This is a genomic window from Nonomuraea sp. B12E4, from assembly GCF_039871825.1.
In the GTDB taxonomy this organism is placed as follows: domain Bacteria; phylum Actinomycetota; class Actinomycetes; order Streptosporangiales; family Streptosporangiaceae; genus Nonomuraea.
This window is the reverse complement of record NZ_JBDPME010000005.1, coordinates 115,613-132,524: the sequence shown is the minus strand read 5'-3', so window position 1 is coordinate 132,524 and position 16,912 is coordinate 115,613. Positions and strand designations below refer to the sequence as shown.

At 71.7% G+C, this 16,912-nt stretch carries 14 protein-coding genes and 1 pseudogene; 5 read left to right on the top strand and 10 right to left on the bottom strand.

Annotation, left to right across the window (positions count from 1 at the left end):
- Positions 1-66: 66 nt before the first annotated feature.
- From ABGB18_RS14280 to dnaE, 4 genes are all read right to left on the bottom strand, one after another.
- Positions 67-327: a hypothetical protein gene (locus ABGB18_RS14280; RefSeq protein ID WP_347695953.1), complete on the bottom strand. Its 261-nt coding sequence runs from the start codon at positions 325-327 to the stop codon at positions 67-69.
- Between the two features lie 548 nt (positions 328-875).
- On the bottom strand, positions 876-1,934 hold the full coding sequence (locus ABGB18_RS14275) for a diaminopropionate ammonia-lyase (RefSeq protein WP_347695952.1): 1,059 nt from the start codon (positions 1,932-1,934) through the stop codon (positions 876-878).
- Positions 1,935-2,006: 72 nt separating this feature from the next.
- A complete protein-coding gene (locus tag ABGB18_RS14270; protein WP_347695951.1) occupies positions 2,007-2,351 on the bottom strand; it encodes a DUF6300 family protein in 345 nt (114 codons plus the stop codon).
- Positions 2,348-5,890 (bottom strand): DNA polymerase III subunit alpha, encoded by a 3,543-nt coding sequence (dnaE, locus tag ABGB18_RS14265; protein WP_347695950.1) that lies wholly within the window; start codon positions 5,888-5,890, stop codon positions 2,348-2,350. Before dnaE ends, ABGB18_RS14270 begins: the two co-directional genes overlap by 4 nt.
- Before the next feature lie 121 nt (positions 5,891-6,011).
- Here dnaE and ABGB18_RS14260 point away from each other — a divergent pair, with 121 nt between their 5' ends.
- A complete protein-coding gene (locus ABGB18_RS14260) occupies positions 6,012-6,977 on the top strand; it encodes a LysR family transcriptional regulator (RefSeq protein WP_347695949.1) in 966 nt (321 codons plus the stop codon).
- A gap of 45 nt (positions 6,978-7,022) precedes the next feature.
- Here the strand turns inward: ABGB18_RS14260 and ABGB18_RS14255 are convergent, their stop codons facing one another.
- Complete coding sequence (locus tag ABGB18_RS14255; RefSeq protein WP_347695948.1) at positions 7,023-7,454, bottom strand: ATP-binding protein; 432 nt, start codon at positions 7,452-7,454, stop codon at positions 7,023-7,025.
- Positions 7,455-7,579: 125 nt separating this feature from the next.
- Between ABGB18_RS14255 and ABGB18_RS14250 the strand changes: the two genes are divergently transcribed.
- From ABGB18_RS14250 to ABGB18_RS14240, 3 genes are all read left to right on the top strand, one after another.
- Positions 7,580-8,101: a GNAT family N-acetyltransferase gene (locus ABGB18_RS14250; protein WP_347695947.1), complete on the top strand. Its 522-nt coding sequence runs from the start codon at positions 7,580-7,582 to the stop codon at positions 8,099-8,101.
- A gap of 213 nt (positions 8,102-8,314) precedes the next feature.
- Positions 8,315-8,674, top strand: a complete 360-nt coding sequence (locus tag ABGB18_RS14245; protein WP_347695946.1) for a DUF488 family protein — start codon at positions 8,315-8,317, stop codon at positions 8,672-8,674.
- Positions 8,675-9,054: 380 nt separating this feature from the next.
- Complete coding sequence (locus ABGB18_RS14240; RefSeq protein WP_347695945.1) at positions 9,055-9,819, top strand: GH25 family lysozyme; 765 nt, start codon at positions 9,055-9,057, stop codon at positions 9,817-9,819.
- A 19-nt stretch (positions 9,820-9,838) separates the two neighbouring features.
- On the opposite strand, the gene ABGB18_RS14235 is transcribed toward ABGB18_RS14240, so the two are convergent.
- From ABGB18_RS14235 to boxC, 4 genes and pseudogenes are all read right to left on the bottom strand, one after another.
- On the bottom strand, positions 9,839-10,705 hold the full coding sequence (locus ABGB18_RS14235) for an alpha/beta hydrolase (protein ID WP_347695944.1): 867 nt from the start codon (positions 10,703-10,705) through the stop codon (positions 9,839-9,841).
- 72 nt (positions 10,706-10,777) lie between these two features.
- Positions 10,778-11,437 (bottom strand): annotated as a pseudogene (locus ABGB18_RS14230) (LLM class flavin-dependent oxidoreductase); the annotation flags it as partial.
- Between the two features lie 370 nt (positions 11,438-11,807).
- Positions 11,808-12,662 carry an amidohydrolase family protein gene (locus ABGB18_RS14225; RefSeq protein ID WP_347695943.1) on the bottom strand — a complete coding sequence of 285 codons (855 nt, stop codon included), beginning with the start codon at positions 12,660-12,662 and terminating at the stop codon, positions 11,808-11,810.
- Positions 12,663-12,664: 2 nt separating this feature from the next.
- Entirely contained in the window at positions 12,665-14,350 is a 1,686-nt protein-coding gene (gene boxC, locus ABGB18_RS14220; protein ID WP_347695942.1) for a 2,3-epoxybenzoyl-CoA dihydrolase, read from the bottom strand.
- A 169-nt stretch (positions 14,351-14,519) separates the two neighbouring features.
- On the opposite strand from boxC, the gene ABGB18_RS14215 reads away from it, so the two are divergent.
- Complete coding sequence (locus tag ABGB18_RS14215; protein ID WP_347695941.1) at positions 14,520-15,401, top strand: PaaX family transcriptional regulator C-terminal domain-containing protein; 882 nt, start codon at positions 14,520-14,522, stop codon at positions 15,399-15,401.
- Here ABGB18_RS14215 and boxB read toward each other — a convergent pair.
- On the bottom strand, positions 15,398-16,876 hold the full coding sequence (boxB, locus tag ABGB18_RS14210) for a benzoyl-CoA 2,3-epoxidase subunit BoxB (RefSeq protein WP_347695940.1): 1,479 nt from the start codon (positions 16,874-16,876) through the stop codon (positions 15,398-15,400). The two genes, ABGB18_RS14215 and boxB, sit on opposite strands and share 4 nt — an antisense overlap.
- Positions 16,877-16,912 lie beyond the last annotated feature (36 nt).

Genomic DNA, 16,912 nt, shown 5'->3' with positions numbered 1-16,912 from the left:
GCCCGGACGAGGGGCAGGTCCCGTTCGCACGGAAGCGGGAGAGACCGCGGCTGGACGCCCACGTGGCTACGGCTTGATCGTGCCTCGGTAGCCGACCGGGCCTTCACCCTTGAACTGCGCGGACCCCGAGAAGCTGTTGCCGTCCTCGAAGAACGTCACCGATCCGTTGCCCTGCGGGCTCGCCCAGGAGACCTGGGTGCCAGTGCCCGGCATGCCCGATGCCGGGACGACCCCGGCCCGGTTGTTGATGACGATGGTCAGGTCTGCGTCGTCGTGCCAGTCGGCATTGGGTCCGCCCCACTGAATCTGGGTCTTGTACGTCGCCATTGCGATCCCCTCCCGCGTCACTCCGGTGAATGGTGAACCGTGCTGAGTGGAACGACAGCCCGCTGGCACCCCTCACCCATGTTCTTCGCGGCACCCGGAGGGCTCCGAGCGAACCACCGAACAGGCAGGAGCTCCTGGTAGGAGGCCAGGCAGGGCCTTATGCCGCCATTGACTATGTGATGTCCCTGTCCGGCGGTCAATCGAGCGCCGGAATACCGGTGACTTTGCGGCCGTCACAAAAGCCTCGCGGCTCCTCGGCCACGACTCTCTGACCTGGCGCGGGCCGGGGCCGCGGTGGGCGCCCAGGCCGGCGCCGAACCGGCCCGGCCGCCGCTACCAGGGGCGACGGTCCGGTACCTCACCGTATGGCTAGGGTGGCGTGTGGGCCCGTTTGGGTGGATGCCGATATGGCTGTTCGCGGCCCCATTCCCCTGCTCGCGGCGGTACAAGTCAAGCCGGACCTGGTGCAACACCTCGACCTCTCCTCCCGTCTTAGCCGGGCCCCGCACGGCAGGGGGCGTGCGCGGCGGCGCTCTTCCTGGGAGCCGTCAGGTGGTGCCGGGGGTGGGTGGGGGGCCTTCGGTGCTGAGCAGGACGACGGTGGCGGTGCGGTCCAGGCCGAGCCGGTCGAGCGGCAGCCTGCGCACTCCCGCGAGTGCCGCGGCGCCGCACGGACCGGCCGCGACGCCGAGCCCGGCCAGGTCGGCGACGGCGGTCGCGACCTGCCCCTCGCCGACGGCGACGGCCCCGGACAGCCCCGCCAGCAGGTGCGGCCACGCCGCCGACGAGGGCGTGCCGCAGTTGAGCCCCGCCATGCTCGTCACCCCGGTACGGACCCGCACGCGCTGACCCGCGATCAGGCTGCGGCGCACGCAGTCGGCCGAGTCCGGCTCGACGGTGACGACGTGGGCCCGGCCGCGGTAGTGGGTGACGACGGCCTGGGCCAGCGACCCGACCCCGGCGGGCACCACGACGAGGTCGGGTGTGGCGCACTCGTCGATCTCGGCGGCCAGCGTCCGGTAGCCGTCCACGATCCAGGCGGGCACCCGCTCGTATCCGTCCCAGGCGGTGTCCTGGACCAGCTCGGCGCCGGTGTGGGCGGCGTACTTGGCGGCCCGGCGGACCGCCTCGTCGTAGTCGCCGTCCACCCGCTCGATCGTGGCGCCCTCCTCCGCGATGAGGTCGACCACCCCCTGCTGCAGCACCTCGGGCACGAAGACGTACGCGTGCGCGCCCACCAGCCGGGCCATCCGGGCCAGCGCCCGCCCGTGGTTGCCGTCGGTGGCGGTGGTCAGCACCACCGGCTCCCGCGTGACCGCCGCCCGCAGCGGCTCCGTGCCGACCGGGCCGGCCAGCCCGAACCGGTCCGCCAGCAGCCGGGCCACCGCCCACGAGGCGCCGAGGATCTTGAACGCGGACAGTCCCAGCCGGGACGACTCGTCCTTGACCAGCACCCGGCCGACGCCCAGCTCGGCGGCCAGATCGGGGAGCTCGGCCAGCGGCGTCGGGGCGTAGCCGGGCAGCCCGGCGTGGAAGGCGCGGGCGGCGCCGTCCCACGCCGGGGCGGTCGGGCCGCCACGCAGGCGTGCTTCGGGGTTCAGATACATGGCTCCAGGATCCGGCCCTCGCGATCACCAGGTCCAGCGCGGCTCGCCCGCCGAGCGAGGTGCCCGGACACGTCACGGCTCGCCCGCACCGCCCGCCGGCGAGGCGCCGGACAGGTCACAGCTCGCCGCGGAACCAGGCCCCCGGCCGTCAGAGCGGGCCGGCCGGGCCCGCTCGATCCAGCGGAGCAGGTCGTCGGCGAGCTGGGCCACGTGCTCCGGCTGCACGGATCCGTGGGCGTCGAAGTACGCGACGATCGGGCCGGCGACGGGGTCGTCCGCGTCGCAGCGGGCGCACAGGAGGACCTCGCTGACGCCGCATACCTCGTTCCCTGATCCGTCCGTCCAGGTGTGCGGCACGCGCAGGGCGGCCAGGACGTTGTCGGTGCGGCAGCGGGGGCACGGCCAGTCGCCGGTCATGCCACGCCGATCGCGCCGGCGCCGAGCAGCGCCTTGACGTCGCCGTAGAACGCCGGCTCCGGCGTGACCTGGAACGGCTGCAGGAGCAGCAGCACGCCGGCGGCGCCGCGGCGGTGCAGGCGCACGTGGACGGGTGCCCGGCCGGGATGGGTGGTCAGGATGTGCCGGAACTCCCGGACGAGTCGCGGGCTGAGCTGGGTCTCCTGGATCGAGATCACCACGGGCGGCTCGGCGTCCCCCTGGGCGACGTTGAGGAAGGTCAGCTCCTCGCCGTAGACGCTCACCGTCTCGTCGCGTACGTTGATCCGCCCCCGTACGGAGACCACGCGGTCCTGGGCCAGCTCCTCGCCGTACAGGAGGTAGGTCTTGGGGAAGACGAGGCACTCCACGGCGGCGTCGTGGTCCTCCAGGGTGAGGATCGCCCACGGGCTGCCCTGCTTGGTGACCTTGCGTTGCAGGCCGGAGATGATGCCGCTGATCCGGGTCACGCCGTCCTGCCGCCCGGAGGCCAGCAGGTCGGCGATGGCGGTGTCGCGGTGGGCGTTCAGTACGTGCTCGGCACCGTCGAGGGGGTGGCTGGAGACGTACAGGCCGAGCATCTCGCGTTCGAAGGCGAGCAGGGTGGCCTTGTCCCATTCGCCCTCGGGGATGGCGACCGCGAAGGCGCCGGTCTCGCCCGGCTCCCCGAACAGCGAGTCCTGGCCGTGGGCGGCGTTGCGCTTGAGGTCGATGACCCCGTCGATGGCCGGCTCGTGCACCGCGACCAGGGCCTGCCGGTGATGTCCCAGGCCGTCGAAGGCGCCGGCCTTGGCCAGCGACTCGACCACGCGCTTGTTGCAGACGACGGACGGGACCTTGGCCAGGAAGTCGTTGAAGCCCTCGTAGGGGCCGGCGGCCTCGCGGGTGGCGACGATGGCGTCCACGACGTTGGCGCCGACATTGCGTACGGCTCCCAGGCCGAAGCGGATGTCGGAGCCGACGGCGGCGAAGTCGAGCTGACTGGCGTTGACGTCGGGCGGCAGCACCTTGAGGCCCAGCCGCCGGCAGTCGGCCAGGTAGACGGCCATCTTGTCCTTGTCGTCGCCGACGGAGGTGAGCAGCGCGGCGAGGTATTCGCTGGGGTGGTTGGCCTTGAGGTAGGCGGTCCAGTAGGAGACCAGGCCGTAGCCGGCGGTATGCGACTTGTTGAAGCCGTAGCCGCTGAACGGGACCAGCACGTCCCAGACCGCCCTGATCGCCTCGGCGGAGAAGCCGCGCTCGCGCATGCCCGCCGAGAACCGGTCCCATTCGGCGTCCAGGACCTCCTTCTTCTTCTTGCCCATGGCCCTGCGCAGCATGTCGGCGGCGCCGAGGGAGTAGCCGGCCAGTTGCTGGGCGATGGCCATGACCTGCTCCTGGAAGACGACCAGGTGGTAGGTGTCGCCGAGGATGGGTTCGAGCGCGTCGGCCAGTTCGGGGTGGATCGGCTCGACCGGCTGCCTGCCGGTCTTGCGCAGGGCGTAGTTGGTGTGGGCGTTCATCTCCATCGGGCCGGGCCGGTAGAGCGCGTTGACCGCCGCGATGTCGGTGAACGTGGTGGGCTGCATCAGCTTCAGCAGCACCCGCATGCCGCCGCTGTCGAGCTGGAACACCCCGAGCGTGTCACCGCGCGCCAGCAGCTCGTACGTCGCGGGGTCGTCGAGCGGGACCTGCCGGATGTCGAGGTCGATGCCCTTGTTGGCGCGCACGCCCGCGATCGCGTCGCCGATGACGGTGAGGTTGCGCAGGCCGAGGAAGTCCATCTTCAGCAGGCCCATGTCCTCGGCCTGGGTGAAGGGGAACCCGGTGATGACCGGGCCGCCGGCCTTCGGCTTGACCAGCGGGATCACGTCGACCAGCGGCTCGCTGGAGAGGATCACCCCGGCGGCGTGGATGCCGGTGCCCCGGGTCAGGTTCTCGATGCCGGCGGCGGTGTCGATCACCCTTTTGACGTCGGGGTCCTGCTCGTACATCTGGCGCAGCTCGGCCGCCTCGCCGTGGCGCGGGTGCCCGGTGTCGTGGATGGCGGCCAGCGGGATCTCCTTGCCGCCGGCCGCCGCGGGGAAGGCCTTGGTGATGCGGTCGCCCAGCGCGTACGGCAGGCCGAGCACGCGGCAGGAGTCCTTGATGGCGGCCTTGGCCTTGATGGTGCCGAACGTGACGATCTGGCAGACGCGGTCGTCGCCGTACTTGCGGGTGACGTAGTCGATCATCTCGTCCCGCCGCCGGTCGTCGAAGTCGAGGTCGACATCCGGCATGGTGATGCGCTCGGGGTTGAGGAAGCGTTCGAAGATGAGTTTGTGCTCGATCGGGTCGAGCTGGGTGATTCCGGTGCAGTAGGCGACGATCGAACCGGTGGCCGAGCCGCGGCCGGGGCCGAGGCCGATGCCGTGCTCCCGGGCGTACCGGCAGATGTCGGCGACCACCAGGAAGTAGCCGGGGAAGCCCATCGCGTCGATGACCGACAGCTCGTAGTCGATGCGGTCCAGCACCGCCTGCGGCGGGTGGTCGCCGTAGCGGTGCCGCGCCCCCGCCAGGCTCTCCTTGCGCAGCCAGCTCGACTCGCTCTCGCCCTCGGGGACGGGGTAGCGCGGCGTCAGGTCCCGGTGGGCGAACACCTCGCCGTAGTCGCCGACCCGCTCGGCGATCAGCAGCGTGTTGTCGCAGGCGCCCGGCACCTCGCCGTCCCACAGCGCGCGCATCTCCGCCGCGGACTTGATGTAGTAGCCGCTGCCGCTGAACCGGAACCGGTCGGTGTCGGCGAGCCGCTTGCCGGTGCCCACGCACAGCAGCACGTCGTGCGCCCGGGACTGGTCCTCGGTGACGTAGTGGGAGTCGTTGGTGGCCAGCGGCGGCAGCCCGAGCTCGCGGCCCAGCCTGAGCAGGTCGTCGCGGACCCGGCGCTCGATGGCGAGGCCGTGGTCCATCAGCTCCAGGAAATAGTTGCCGGCGCCGAAGAGGTCACGATACCGGGCGGCGGCCTCGACGGCCCGGTCGTACTGGCCGAGCCGCAGCCGGGTCTGCACCTCGCCGGACGGGCAGCCGGTGGTGGCGATGACGCCCTGGCCGTGCTCGGCGAGCAGCTCATCATCCATGCGGGGATATTTCTGGACGTGTCCCTCCAGCCATGCCCGGGACTGCAGCCGGAACAGGTTCCGCAGCCCCTGGGCGTCGGCCGCCCACATCGTCATGTGCGTGTACAGGCCGCGCCCGGAGACGTCGCCGCCCTCGCCGGTGTCGTCGTTCGACCTGCGCAGCGCGAGGTTGTCGCTGTAGTACACCGGCTGCCGGTGATGGCGGGAGGCAGGCGCGACATAGCTCTCCATGCCGATGATCGGCTTGATGCCCGCCCTGCGGGCCGTGTGGAAGAACTCGTACGCGCCGTGCACGTTGCCGTGATCGCTCATCGCCACGGCCGGCATGCCCTGCCGGGACACCTCGTCCACCAGCCGCCCCACCTTGGCGGCGCCGTCAAGCATGCTGTACTCGGTATGCACGTGCAGGTGCGCAAAAGACTCCACAGAAACCACGCCTCCTGGTTGTAGGCTCACCCCAGCGAGCGAGTATTCGACCCGAGGGCAGGACCGGTTGTCCAACAATCGACACGCCGATTTGCAACAACCATCAGTTGTGGAGGAGGTGATGCCGGATCTCGATCTCGGCACCGTGCGCGCCTTCGTCGCCGTCACCGAGGACCGCTACTTCAGCGAGGCCGCGGCGCGGCTGGGGGTGAGCCAGCAGGCCGTCTCCAAGCGGATCGCGAAGCTGGAGTCCGACCTCGGCGTGCGGCTGTTCTACCGCACCCGCAACGGGGCCGACCTGACCGCCGACGGCAGCGCGTTCCTGCACCACGCGCGCACCCTCGTCGGCATCGCCGACCAGGCGATCGGGGTGCTGCGCGGCCGGCGCCGCTCGCTCCGGGTGGACGTGCTGGACACCAGGCTGGCCGGATCCGTCGATCTGATCCGGGCCTTCCACCGGGACACTGCGGACGTGGACGTGGTCGTCACCACCTCGAACGGGCTCAGATCCGCCCGCGACACGCTCGTCCGCGGGTCCGTCGACGCCGCCTTCGTCCGCGTCAGCGGGACGCTGGAGGAGGAGCTCCGGCCCGTACCGGCCTACCTGGAGCCGGTGCACCTGCTGGTCGGCCGCGACCACCCCCTCGCCCACCGGCCGGAGGTGGCGATCGGGCTGCTGGCCGGGGCGACCGTGTGGATGCCCGGCAACGCCGCGGGCAGCGAGTGGGCCGAGTACTACCGCCTGCTCGGGGCCGCGTTCGGCTTCCGGATCGACGACTCGGGGCCGGACTTCGGCTGGGACTACTTCGTGGAGGGGGTCGGCGCCGGTGACCGCCTGGGGTTCGTGGGCGAGCGGAGCCAGCTCCCCTGGCATCCGGGCACGGTCCGGATCCCGGTCGTGGACCCCGTCCCGGTCTACCCGTGCTCCTTGTTGTGCCACCGGCAGAACCACCATCCGCTGCTGGCCAAGCTCATCCGCTTCGTCGAGGACAACTTCCGGCCCTACGATCCGCGCCGCCAGTGGCTGCCCGACCTCGACCGCGCCGCCTTCGCCGGAGCCCCCGGCCTGCCTCCGCCCCTGTCGTAGCGGCGGCACCCCGCGCGCAGGGCTGTCCGCCGCGCGCGGGAGCGGCTACCGCTGTCCGTGGCGCAGGCGCATGCGCAGCCGTATCAGGCCGAATCCGGGCCGGCTGTCGATCCTCAGCTCGTCGCACGTCTGCCGGATCAGCCACAGGCCGTGGCCGCGGACGCTCGGCCTGGGCTGCCGGTGCGGCACCTGCTCGGGGGACAGCCGCCCGCTGGTGTCGGTGACCTGCACGGTGATCGTGTCCCGGTCGTGCCAGCAGCACACGGTGCCCCGCCCGCCGCCGTGTTCCAGCACGTTGACGGCCGCCTCGTGGACAGCGATCACCAGGTCCTCGACCCTCGGCGCGGGTGTCAGTCCCGCCGCGCGGGCCAGGCCGCGCACCCGTGCTCGTAAGGTGGCCAGATCCCAGTCGATCGGCCACCTCCGAATGGAACGGAGGTCGTCTGTCGGGGCCAGCTCTACACGTTCGCCGGTCATCACGGAACTCGCTTGCACTTCGATGGTCGGGTCGCCATGGCGACGCCCACCTACCCGGATTTTTCGCGGAAAGTCACGCTTGACCCAGCAATCATGCCGCTGATCGAACCTTGTACGGTGGCACCGTGACTCCGCAAGCCGCCGAGACGATCGGCACCAGGCGCCTGATACTCCGGCCGCTCCAGGTCGAACACGCCGATGAGATGGTCTCCGTCCTGGGCGACCCGGCCCTGCACACGTTCATCGGCGGCGCCCCCGCCGACCTGGACGGTCTGCGCGCGCGCTACACCCGCCTGGTCGCGGGCTCGCCGGACCCGGCCGTCTCCTGGTTCAACTGGGTGATCGAGCTGCGCGACCAGGCGTGCCTGGCAGGCACGGTCCAGGCGACGCTCAGCCCGTCCCCGCCCGGGGTCGTCGCGGAGATCGCCTGGGTGGTCGGGACTCCGTGGCAGGGCCGGGGCATCGCCACCGAGGCCGCCGCCGGGCTCGTCGCCTGGCTCGGCGAGCAGCAGTACGTACACACCGTGATCGCCCACATCCACCCCGACCACCGGGCCTCCGCCGCCGTCGCCACCGCCGCCGGGCTCGCTCCCACCGGCGAATCGCACGACGGCGAGATCAGGTGGCGCAGGACGATCGCGCGGTAGGCGCGCGTCTCACGCCGGCGACGCGTCATCGTCCTCGCCACCCCGGGGCCGGTGCCGGTGCGGTTCACCGGGCTCGCGCTCGATACGCGCATGACCGCCTTCGCTAAGGCCGTCGACCGCCTGCGCCGGCCGGAGTCCTGACCACCTTCGGGCGACACGCCGTGCTCGGCGGCGAATCAGGGGCGAGGGCTCCGAGGTGCGACGATGTGAGGCATGTCCTTCCTGATCAAGCGGATCTACGACGAGCCGGACGCCGGCGACGGGTTCCGGGTTCTCGTCGATCGGCTCTGGCCGCGGGGTGTCGCCAAGGAGCAGGCCGAGCTGGATCTGTGGCTGCAGGAAGTCGCGCCGAGTCCGGAGCTGCGGACCTGGTTCGGCCACCGGGCCGAGCGGTTCGAGGAGTTCTCGGCCCGCTACACCGCCGAGCTCGACGGCAACCCGGCGGTGGACGTGCTCCGGCGGGCCGGTCGCGAGCACCCGTCGGTGACCCTGCTGTACGGCGCGAAGAATCCCGAGATCAATCACGCCGTCGTGCTGGCCGGCTACCTGGCCTCCACGGCCGGCAGCACCTGATCCACCGCCGGGCCGGGACTTGGGCAGGGCGCCGGATAAGGGCCCGGCCCGCGGGTCCAGGAGCCGGGGAAGGGCGGCCTGCGGCTCCCGGAGCCAGGGAAGGAAGGGTCGGGGGAAAGTTTTACCTGGGGCGCGAACCGCCGGTGGATACGGGGTTTCTCCCGCTTTCCAGCGACGTACATTGCAAAATCTGATTTATCTGACTTGCCGCGATTTGTGCAGGTATATACCTTTTTGCGTAATCGCGGTAAACCCCGGGCAGACCATCGTCCGCGCAGGCACCGCGCCGCCGCCCCTTTGACCGAACCGTGCAGTGGTGTCCTGGGTCTTCAGGATCACCGACCCGGTAGGCGGCATGGAAGCAAGGAGTCAAAGCCCCCATGCTCAAGCCCCGGCTCGCCGCAATGGCCCATACCCTGAAAGATCGTCTCCGCCCGTACACCAAGCATCTCAGCTTCGTCGTCGCCGCCGCGCTCGTGGCCGGAATCCTCGCCGTCGCGAGCGTGACCGGCACGGCTCTCGCCAGGTCGAACGACGTCGAAGCCGCGCCGGAGGCCGGGTCGTACACCTACGGCCTGGACGTCTCCCACTACGAGCCCATGTACGACTGGGCCGACAGTCCCGCCCAGTTCGGCATCATCAAGGCCACCGAGGGCCTCGACTTCCGCGACGCCTCCTTCGCCCGGCACTGGCAGGAGCTGGGCAAGAAGGGCATCGTCCGCGGGGCGTACCACTACGGGCATCCCCGCGACAATCCCATCGCCGAGGCGAACTTCTTCCTGGCCACGGTTAACGCCCAGCCCGCCAAGCGCGGCGACCTGCTGGTCCTGGACCTGGAGACCACCGACGGCAAGACCGTCTCCGAGGTCAACGACTGGGCCAGGACCTGGCTGTCGTACGTGAAGGACAAGACCGGCATCACCCCGATGTTCTACAGCGGCTGGCGCTTCGCCAACACCTACGGCCACGGCCTGTCGGAGTATCCGCTGTGGGTCGCCCACTACGGCAAGGAGAAGGGGACGGTCGTCCCGCCCGCCGACTGGAAGTCCTGGACCATCCACCAGTACTCCGAGTCGCCCATCGACCAGAACGTCAGCACCCTCACCCCCGACCAGCTACGCGACCTGGGCCGCCCCGCCGTGTGAGCGGGGCGGTTCGGGGGCGTCAGCAGGCCAGGACCTGCCGCAGCGTGACGGCGAACGCGTCCGGGTCTCCCGGCATGCCGAACTCGTCTCCGAGGAAGCCGCCGTGGTTGCCGGGGAACGTCACCGGCTCGCTGCCGAGCCGGTCGGCGATCGCCCGGCCCGCGCGGCAGGCGAGCTGCCCCTCCGACTCGATCCCGACGCCCACGACGACGCGGGTCGAGGCCGCGCGCAGGGCCTCGAAGTCGTGCTCGTGGTGCGTGCAGGTGATGAGGTTCTGTCCGAACAGCGCGTCGTCGCGGGCGCCGTCGTCCTCCGCCGGCAGGCCGAGTTCCGCCGGGCTCCGCATGGGCCGGCCGGCGAAGTCGGCCGGGATCTCCCCCTGCAGACTGGAGATCGCGAGGAACTTCACCATCGCGGGCCCGAAGCCGTCCTGCTCGTACGTGCGGCGGATGTCCAGGGTCGCGGCCAGCGCCTCCTCCCGGTCCGGCAGGACCTGGACGGCCGGCGGCTCGTGCGCCACGAGCGTGCGCACCTGCTCCGGGTGCCGGGCCACCAGCACCAGCGCGTTGACGGCGCCGCCACTGCTGGCGAAGATGTCCACCGGCCCGCCGCCCAGCTCGGTGATCAGCCGGTGCAGGTCGTCGGCGTGCTGGTCGGGCGTCGACTCGGCGGCGCCGTCGGTCCGCCGGCTCCGGCCCACCCCGCGCGGGTCGTAGGTCACCACCGTGTGGTCGGCGAAGTGCCCGGCCAGGGTGCCGAAGCCGGTGGCGTCCATCGGCGATCCGATCATCAGCAGCACCGGGGCGCCGTCCGCCTCGGCCTCCCGTACGTCGTAGTGCAGAACCGCGCCAGGCACCGTGAGGGTGTGGGTCTTGGGCTCGGGCATGTGCTCGCTCCTTCTCGATGGTCGGAATGTAGACCGGCGGGAGCGGCGGAACTCATCGATGGCGGGCCGGGCTCAGGGGCGCAGGTGGGGCAGCACCGCGCGGGCGTAGAAGTCGATCACGCGTGCCTGATCCTCCTGGCCGGAGTGGACGAACGGCGTGCCGCCGGCGTCGATGATCCGCTGCAGCGCCTTGACGTGTACGTCGGGATCGGTGCCGCGCGGCCACGATCGGTAGACCTCCGGCAGCGTCCAGCGCCTCTCCGCGATGCGCTGGATGGTGACCGGGTTGGGCTGGTAGAGCAGGTCGCCGAAGCCGTGCACGGTGAAGCGCCACTTCTGGGCCGCCTGCTCGGCCTGGGCCCGGTCGCCGACGACCACCCAGGTCTCCACCAGCTTCGGCATGCTGTCGGGGTCCTTGCCGGCGGCGCGGGCGCCCTTGACGAACTGGTCGTGCAGGGCCGGGTTGGTCAGGTCCTTGACCTGGGTGATCCAGCCGTCGCCGTACCGGCCGGCCAGGTGGGCGCTCCTGGGCCCGCTCGCGGCCACGTAGATGGGCACCGGCTGGTCGGGCACGTCGTACAACCTGTACTGGTCGGTCCGGTAGTAGTCGCCCTTGAAGGTGGTGCGCTTGCCGGTCCACAGGCGGCGGATGAGCTGGATGGCCTCCACCAGGCGGTCGTGGCGTTCGGGGTAGCGGCCGAAGCGGCCGGTGCCGGCCTGCTCGTTGAGCGCCTCGCCGGTGCCGCCGCTCGGCGCGTTCGGCGGCCGCGACCAGTTCGGGCGTGCGGAACTGCTCGTGCCCGAGGACGAAGCCGGCCGGCGTCGCCGGCCGCCGCCCCGCCGGTCCCGGAGACCCCGTGGGGTCCGACGCCGCCCTGCCGGGGGGACGGGACGGCGCCGGCCGCGACAGCCCGGCCGCCCCTATGGCCGCCGCTCCCAGCAGCGAGAACCGCCGCCGCGACATCTCACCGTCGGCCCCCAGCCGCTCCTCACCGTCGCCTGGCCGTTCCCTGTGCTCGTGTCCGCTCATCGTCCAGCCTCCCCCCGGAAACTGGACTACCCGCCATAAAACAGACATACATCAGCAGGCGGGCCGCACCGGTCACGGACGGAGGCCGGAGTACACCTTCAGCGCGTTCCCCGCGAGCACGGCGCGGGCCACCTCGTCAGGCAGGAGGCCGGCCACCGCGCGCGCGTTGGCGGCGGTGCCGGGGACGCCGGGCCAGTCGGTGCCGAAGATCCACTTTCGGGCCAGGCGGGTGAGGTCGTACCGGGCGTAGTACTCGGGGAGCCGCTTGGGTGGCAGGCCGGCCAGCTCCAGCCACACGGTGTCGTTCGACAGGGCCAGGAAGGCGGCCGCGTCGTACCACCAGCCGCGCCCGCCGTGCGCCAGCACCACGTTCAGGCCGGGGAAGTCGCGCACGACCGGGATGAGGAAGGCGGGGTCGGCGTTCTCGTTGGCGGAGCCGGGGAAGGAGCTGGTGCCGCAGTGCACCACGAGCGGCACGCCCCGCTCCTCCAGCACGTGGTAGGCCGGATAGAGCGCGGCGTCGTCACACCGGAACCCGCCGTGCACCGGATGCAGCTTCAGCGCGGCCGCGCCCAGGTCGAGCTGGCGGCGCAGCTCGTCGGCGACGGGGAAGTGCAGGTGCGGGTTGATGTTGGCGACCGGCCGGAACCTGCGCGGATTGTGCTCCACGATGGGCAGCAGGTCCTCGAAGGGCTGCGTGCCGGTGGCCTTGGGACTGTACTCGCAGAACAGCAGCGCGACGTCCACCCCCTGGGCGGCGAAGAGCTCGTCCAGGCGGGCCGGGCGCGGCCGGCCCGCGGCGTCCCAGACGTCCTCCAGCACGCCGTCCGCGCCGAAGTCGTGCGTCCACCGCACCCAGGCGGGCTTGAGCGTGCCGAGCACCGGCACGTGGACGTGCGCGTCGATGAGCGGCATCCCGTCGATCATGGTCACACCCGCTCGCGGTCGTAGTCGCCCGTGCGGCCGGTGCCGTAGCGGCGCAGCGCGCCGCCGGGGCCGGAGGCGTTCGGGCGGACGAAGATCCAGTTCTGCCAGGCGGTGAGCCGCCCGAAGATCTTCGTCTCCACGGTCTCGGGGCCCACGAAGCGGTGGTTGGCCTCCATGCCGGTCAGCGCGTCCGGCGACAGCGAGGCGCGTTCCTCCAGCGCGATGCGCAGCTCCTCCTCGAAGTCGATGTCGTCGAGGGCCATGGTGACCAGGCCGAGCTCCACCGCGGCGGCCGCGTCGAGCGGCTCGCCGAACCGGCGGCGGGCCGCGTCGAGGTCCTGCTCGTGGCCCCAGAACCGGGACCGCAGGCGCGACAGGCCGTTGCCCATCGGGTAGTCGCCGTCGTTGGAGGGGGTGAGGACCAGGGTGGCGGGGTCGGCGCCGGGGTCGCGGTCCTCGTAGACGCCCTCCAGCATGTACTGCCGGTCGGCGGAAAGGGCCAGCTCCGCCAGCAGACCGGCGAAGGCCGTGCCCGGGTCGATCACGGCGATGAGGCTGCGGCTGGTGACGTCGAGGCGTTTGAGCGTGCGCTTGTAGTAGTGGCGCACCTCGTTGACGAACCAGTCGCCGGCCATCTCCCGTAGCTGGGCGTCGTAGGCCAGCACCCGCCCGGCGTCCCCCACCGCGCGCAGCACCCAGATGCCGAGGTCGGGCTCGTTGGTCCTCAGGTGCAGGACGAGGTCGTCCAGCGCGCGGGTCACGGCGAGCGGCCAGTAGCCGGCGCCCTGGGCCACCGGCTCGGCCGGCGGGGCGTCCTGGGGCCCGGACACCGCGATCTCCACGCGGTGGTTCGCCCGGTCGATCCGCGCGGACACGTGGGGATAGGTGATGGCCTCGCCGTCGTCCTCGCGGTCGAGCGGCGTCAGGGGCACCCCTGTGGCGCCCGAGGGCCGGCTGGACGCCGCCGCGGCCTCGCGAGCGCGCCCGGCCACCTCCTCCCGCAGGGCCTCGCGCGGCACGGCGGCGTCGACCAGGCCCCACTCGACCGCCGTGCGGCCGCGGAAACCCTCGGACCTGGTGGCGAACAGGTCGGCGCGGTCCTTGCGCACGTGCCGCTTGTCCACCAGGCGGGTCAGGCCGCCGGTGCCCGGCAGCACGCCGAGCAGGGGCACCTCGGGCAGGGACACGGCCGAGGAGCCGTCGTCGGCCAGGACGATCTGGTCGCAGGCGAGCGCCAGCTCGTAGCCGCCGCCGGCGGCGGCGCCGTTGAGCGCGGCGATCCAGGTCTGGCCGGAGTGCTCGGTGGCGTCCTCGATGCCGTTGCGGGTCTCGTTGGTGAACTTGCAGAAGTTCACCTTCCAGGCGTGCGTGGACTGGGCGAGCATCCTGATGTTGGCCCCGGCGCAGAACATCCGCTCCAGGCCGCCGGTCAGCACCACCGCCTTGACCCCGGGGTGCTCGAAGCGCAGCCGCTGAACGAGGTCGTACAGCTCGATGTCCACGCCGAGGTCGTAGGAGTTCATCTTGAGCTCGTAGCCCGGGACCAGGCCGCCGTGCTCGTCCACCCGCAGGGTGACGGTGGCCACCGCCCCGTCCACGTCGAGCCGCCAGTGGCGGTAGCGGTCCGGGGAGACGGCGAAGCGGACCACCGGCCGGGCCGCGTCGGTGGTTTCAGCGGTGACAGTCAAGGCGCGCTCCGTCAGACGAGGGGGTTCCCTGCCAACTTTCGACGTATACGATACTCATCGTCAATCCCCTGTAGCATTTGTCGCCGGCCGGGCGGGCAGCGCAGGCGCTCCCTGCCGCCCCGCCCGACCTGGCAGAATGCGCGTCGTCGTCGAAGGACAGGAGGCCCGCGTGACCCCGCGCGAACCGCGCCCGGAGCCCGGCCCGGCGGCCGGGACCGTGGAGCGCCGGCGGGAGAGGGGCTCGGCCGGCGCCCGTTCGCTCCTGCTGACGGTGCTCGGCGAGTTCGTGCTCCCGCGTGGCGGCGAGGTGTGGACCGGCACCCTGGTCGACGCGCTCGGCGCGCTCGGCGTGGAGGAGAAGTCCGCACGGCAGGCGCTGTCGCGCACGGCCGCCGAGGGCCTGCTGGAGTCGGTCCGGCACGGCCGCAGGGTGCGCTGGAACCTCACCGAGGCCGGCGACCGGCTGCTGCGCGCGGGCACCGAGCGCATCTACGGCTTCATGCGCCGCCCGCACGCCTGGGACGGCCGCTGGCTCGTGCTGACCGCCGGGGTGCCGGAGACCCAGCGCCGGCTCCGCCACCGGCTGCGCACCAAGCTCACCTGGCTCGGGCTCGGCTCGCCCGCCCCCACGCTCTGGGTGGTGCCCGACGCGGCCAAGGAGGCCGAGGTGCGCGAGGTCATCCGCGAGCTGGACCTGGCCGACCGGGCCTACGCCTGGACGGGGTCGTCGGCGGAGATCGGCGACACCGCCAAGCTGATCAGCGCCGCGTGGGACCTCGACGACGTGGAGAAGCGCTATGTGGGCTTCATCGAGGACTTCGAGGGCCGGGTGGTCGCCTCGGACCGGGCGGCGTTCGTCAACCAGGTGCTGCTCATCCAGGAGTGGCGGCGCTTCCCGTTCCTCGACCCCGACCTGCCGGCCGAGCTGCTCGACCACGCCTGGCCGGGGCCGCGGGCGGCGGCCGTCTTCCACGACCTGCGCAACCGCTGGCACCGGCGGGCCCAGGCCGAGTGGGACCGGATGGACGCCGGGGCCGCCGCCCGGCACTAGAGGAGCCCCTCGTCGGCCAGGTGCACGTAGTCGAACTCGACCGGCTGGTCGTTGATCCCGGTCTTGGGCGGGGCGATCCAGCCGGCGAACTTGCCGTACTCGTACTCCGGGACCATGAGGGCGGCGACCTTCTCCCGGTCCGCGGGCGTGGGCAGCCACAGGTCGGCGCCGTCCTGCCAGGCGGCCTCGGTCACGACCTCGCCGTGCGGGGTCACGTGGTGGCCGGCGTAGCCGCCGACCTTGCGGTTGAAGCCCTCGTGCGGCAGGTAGAGCCGCTCGGCCACGCCGGCGGCCGCCAGCACCCGGTTCCAGCGGCGCACGCCGCCCGCGCAGTCGGCCGCGTATTCGTCGCGCAGGTCGAGGTTGAGCGCGCTCAGCATCGGCACGGTCCTCGTACGGATCTGCCCGTCCTCGATGTGACGCAGCTCGCGGGTGGCATCCAGCAACACGTGGTCGTCCTTGCGCCGGGTCTCCATCCAGCGGCCCTTCAGGCCGGCGGTGTAGTAGTTGCCGGCGTTGGTGGACTGCTCGGAGCCGAACAGGTCCATCGACACGGCGTACTGGAAGTTCAGATATTTCTGGATGACGTCCAGCGAGATGCCGCCGTACGGGAAGACGTCGGCCGTGCCGTGCTCCCTCATGAGCCCGGCGGTACGCTCCAGGATCCGCTCCACCCCGGTGGTGCCCACGAACATGTGGTGGGCCTCCTCCTTGAGCATGAACTGGCAGGTACGCGCCAGCGGGTCGAACGCCGACTCCTTGAGGGTGCCGAGCTGGTATTTACCGTCGCGGTCGGTGAAGTAGGTGAACATGAAGAACTGCAGCCAGTCGGTGGTCTCCTCGTTGAAGGCGCCCAGGATGCGCGGCGCGTTGAGGTCGCCGGAGTTGCGCTTGAGCAGTTGCTCGGCCTCCTCCCGCCCCTCGCGCCCGAAGTAGGCGTGCAGCAGATAGACCATCGCCCACAGGTGGCGGCCCTCCTCCACGTTGACCTGGAAGAGGTTGCGCAGGTCGTAGATGCTCGGCGCGGTGTTGCCGAGGATGCGCTGCTGCTCCACCGAGGCGGGCTCGGTGTCGCCCTGCACGACGATCAGCCGCATGAGGGCGGCCCGGTGCTCGCCGGGCACCTCCTGCCAGGCGGGCTCGCCCTTGTGCTTGCCGAAGTTGACCCTGCGGCCGGGGTCACGCTCGGCCAGGAAGATCCCCCAGCGGTACTCGTCCATGGGGACGTGCTCGAAGTGCGCCCAGCCGTCACGGCCCACGGCGACCGCCGTCCGCAGGTAGACGTCCTTGGTGGGCAGCGCCGGGCCGAGCTGCTTCCACCAGTCCAGGAACTTCGGCTGCCAGCTCTCCAGCGCCCGCCGCAGGCGGCGGGCGCCCGCCAGGCCGACGTTGTTGGGGATGCGCTGGCTGTAGTCCACCCGGTTGAGCGGGCCGGTGGGCGCGGGTGCGGCGCCGGTGCGGGAATCGGTGCTCATCACTACTCCTGAAGATCGACGTCCTCGCCGCCAGGC

Excerpts from the sequence above, each read along its gene's own strand:
- ABGB18_RS14275 (WP_347695952.1), bottom strand. The coding sequence starts at position 1,934 with ATGTATCTGAACCCCGAAGCACGCCTGCGTGGCGGCCCGACCGCCCCG.
- ABGB18_RS14280 (WP_347695953.1), bottom strand. The coding sequence starts at position 327 with ATGGCGACGTACAAGACCCAGATTCAGTGGGGCGGACCCAATGCCGAC.
- ABGB18_RS14240 (WP_347695945.1), top strand. The coding sequence starts at position 9,055 with ATGCTCAAGCCCCGGCTCGCCGCAATGGCCCATACCCTGAAAGATCGT.
- boxB (WP_347695940.1), bottom strand. The coding sequence starts at position 16,876 with ATGAGCACCGATTCCCGCACCGGCGCCGCACCCGCGCCCACCGGCCCG.
- ABGB18_RS14255 (WP_347695948.1), bottom strand. The coding sequence starts at position 7,454 with ATGACCGGCGAACGTGTAGAGCTGGCCCCGACAGACGACCTCCGTTCC.
- ABGB18_RS14245 (WP_347695946.1), top strand. The coding sequence starts at position 8,315 with ATGTCCTTCCTGATCAAGCGGATCTACGACGAGCCGGACGCCGGCGAC.
- ABGB18_RS14270 (WP_347695951.1), bottom strand. The coding sequence starts at position 2,351 with ATGACCGGCGACTGGCCGTGCCCCCGCTGCCGCACCGACAACGTCCTG.
- ABGB18_RS14225 (WP_347695943.1), bottom strand. The coding sequence starts at position 12,662 with ATGATCGACGGGATGCCGCTCATCGACGCGCACGTCCACGTGCCGGTG.
- ABGB18_RS14260 (WP_347695949.1), top strand. The coding sequence starts at position 6,012 with ATGCCGGATCTCGATCTCGGCACCGTGCGCGCCTTCGTCGCCGTCACC.
- ABGB18_RS14235 (WP_347695944.1), bottom strand. The coding sequence starts at position 10,705 with ATGCCCGAGCCCAAGACCCACACCCTCACGGTGCCTGGCGCGGTTCTG.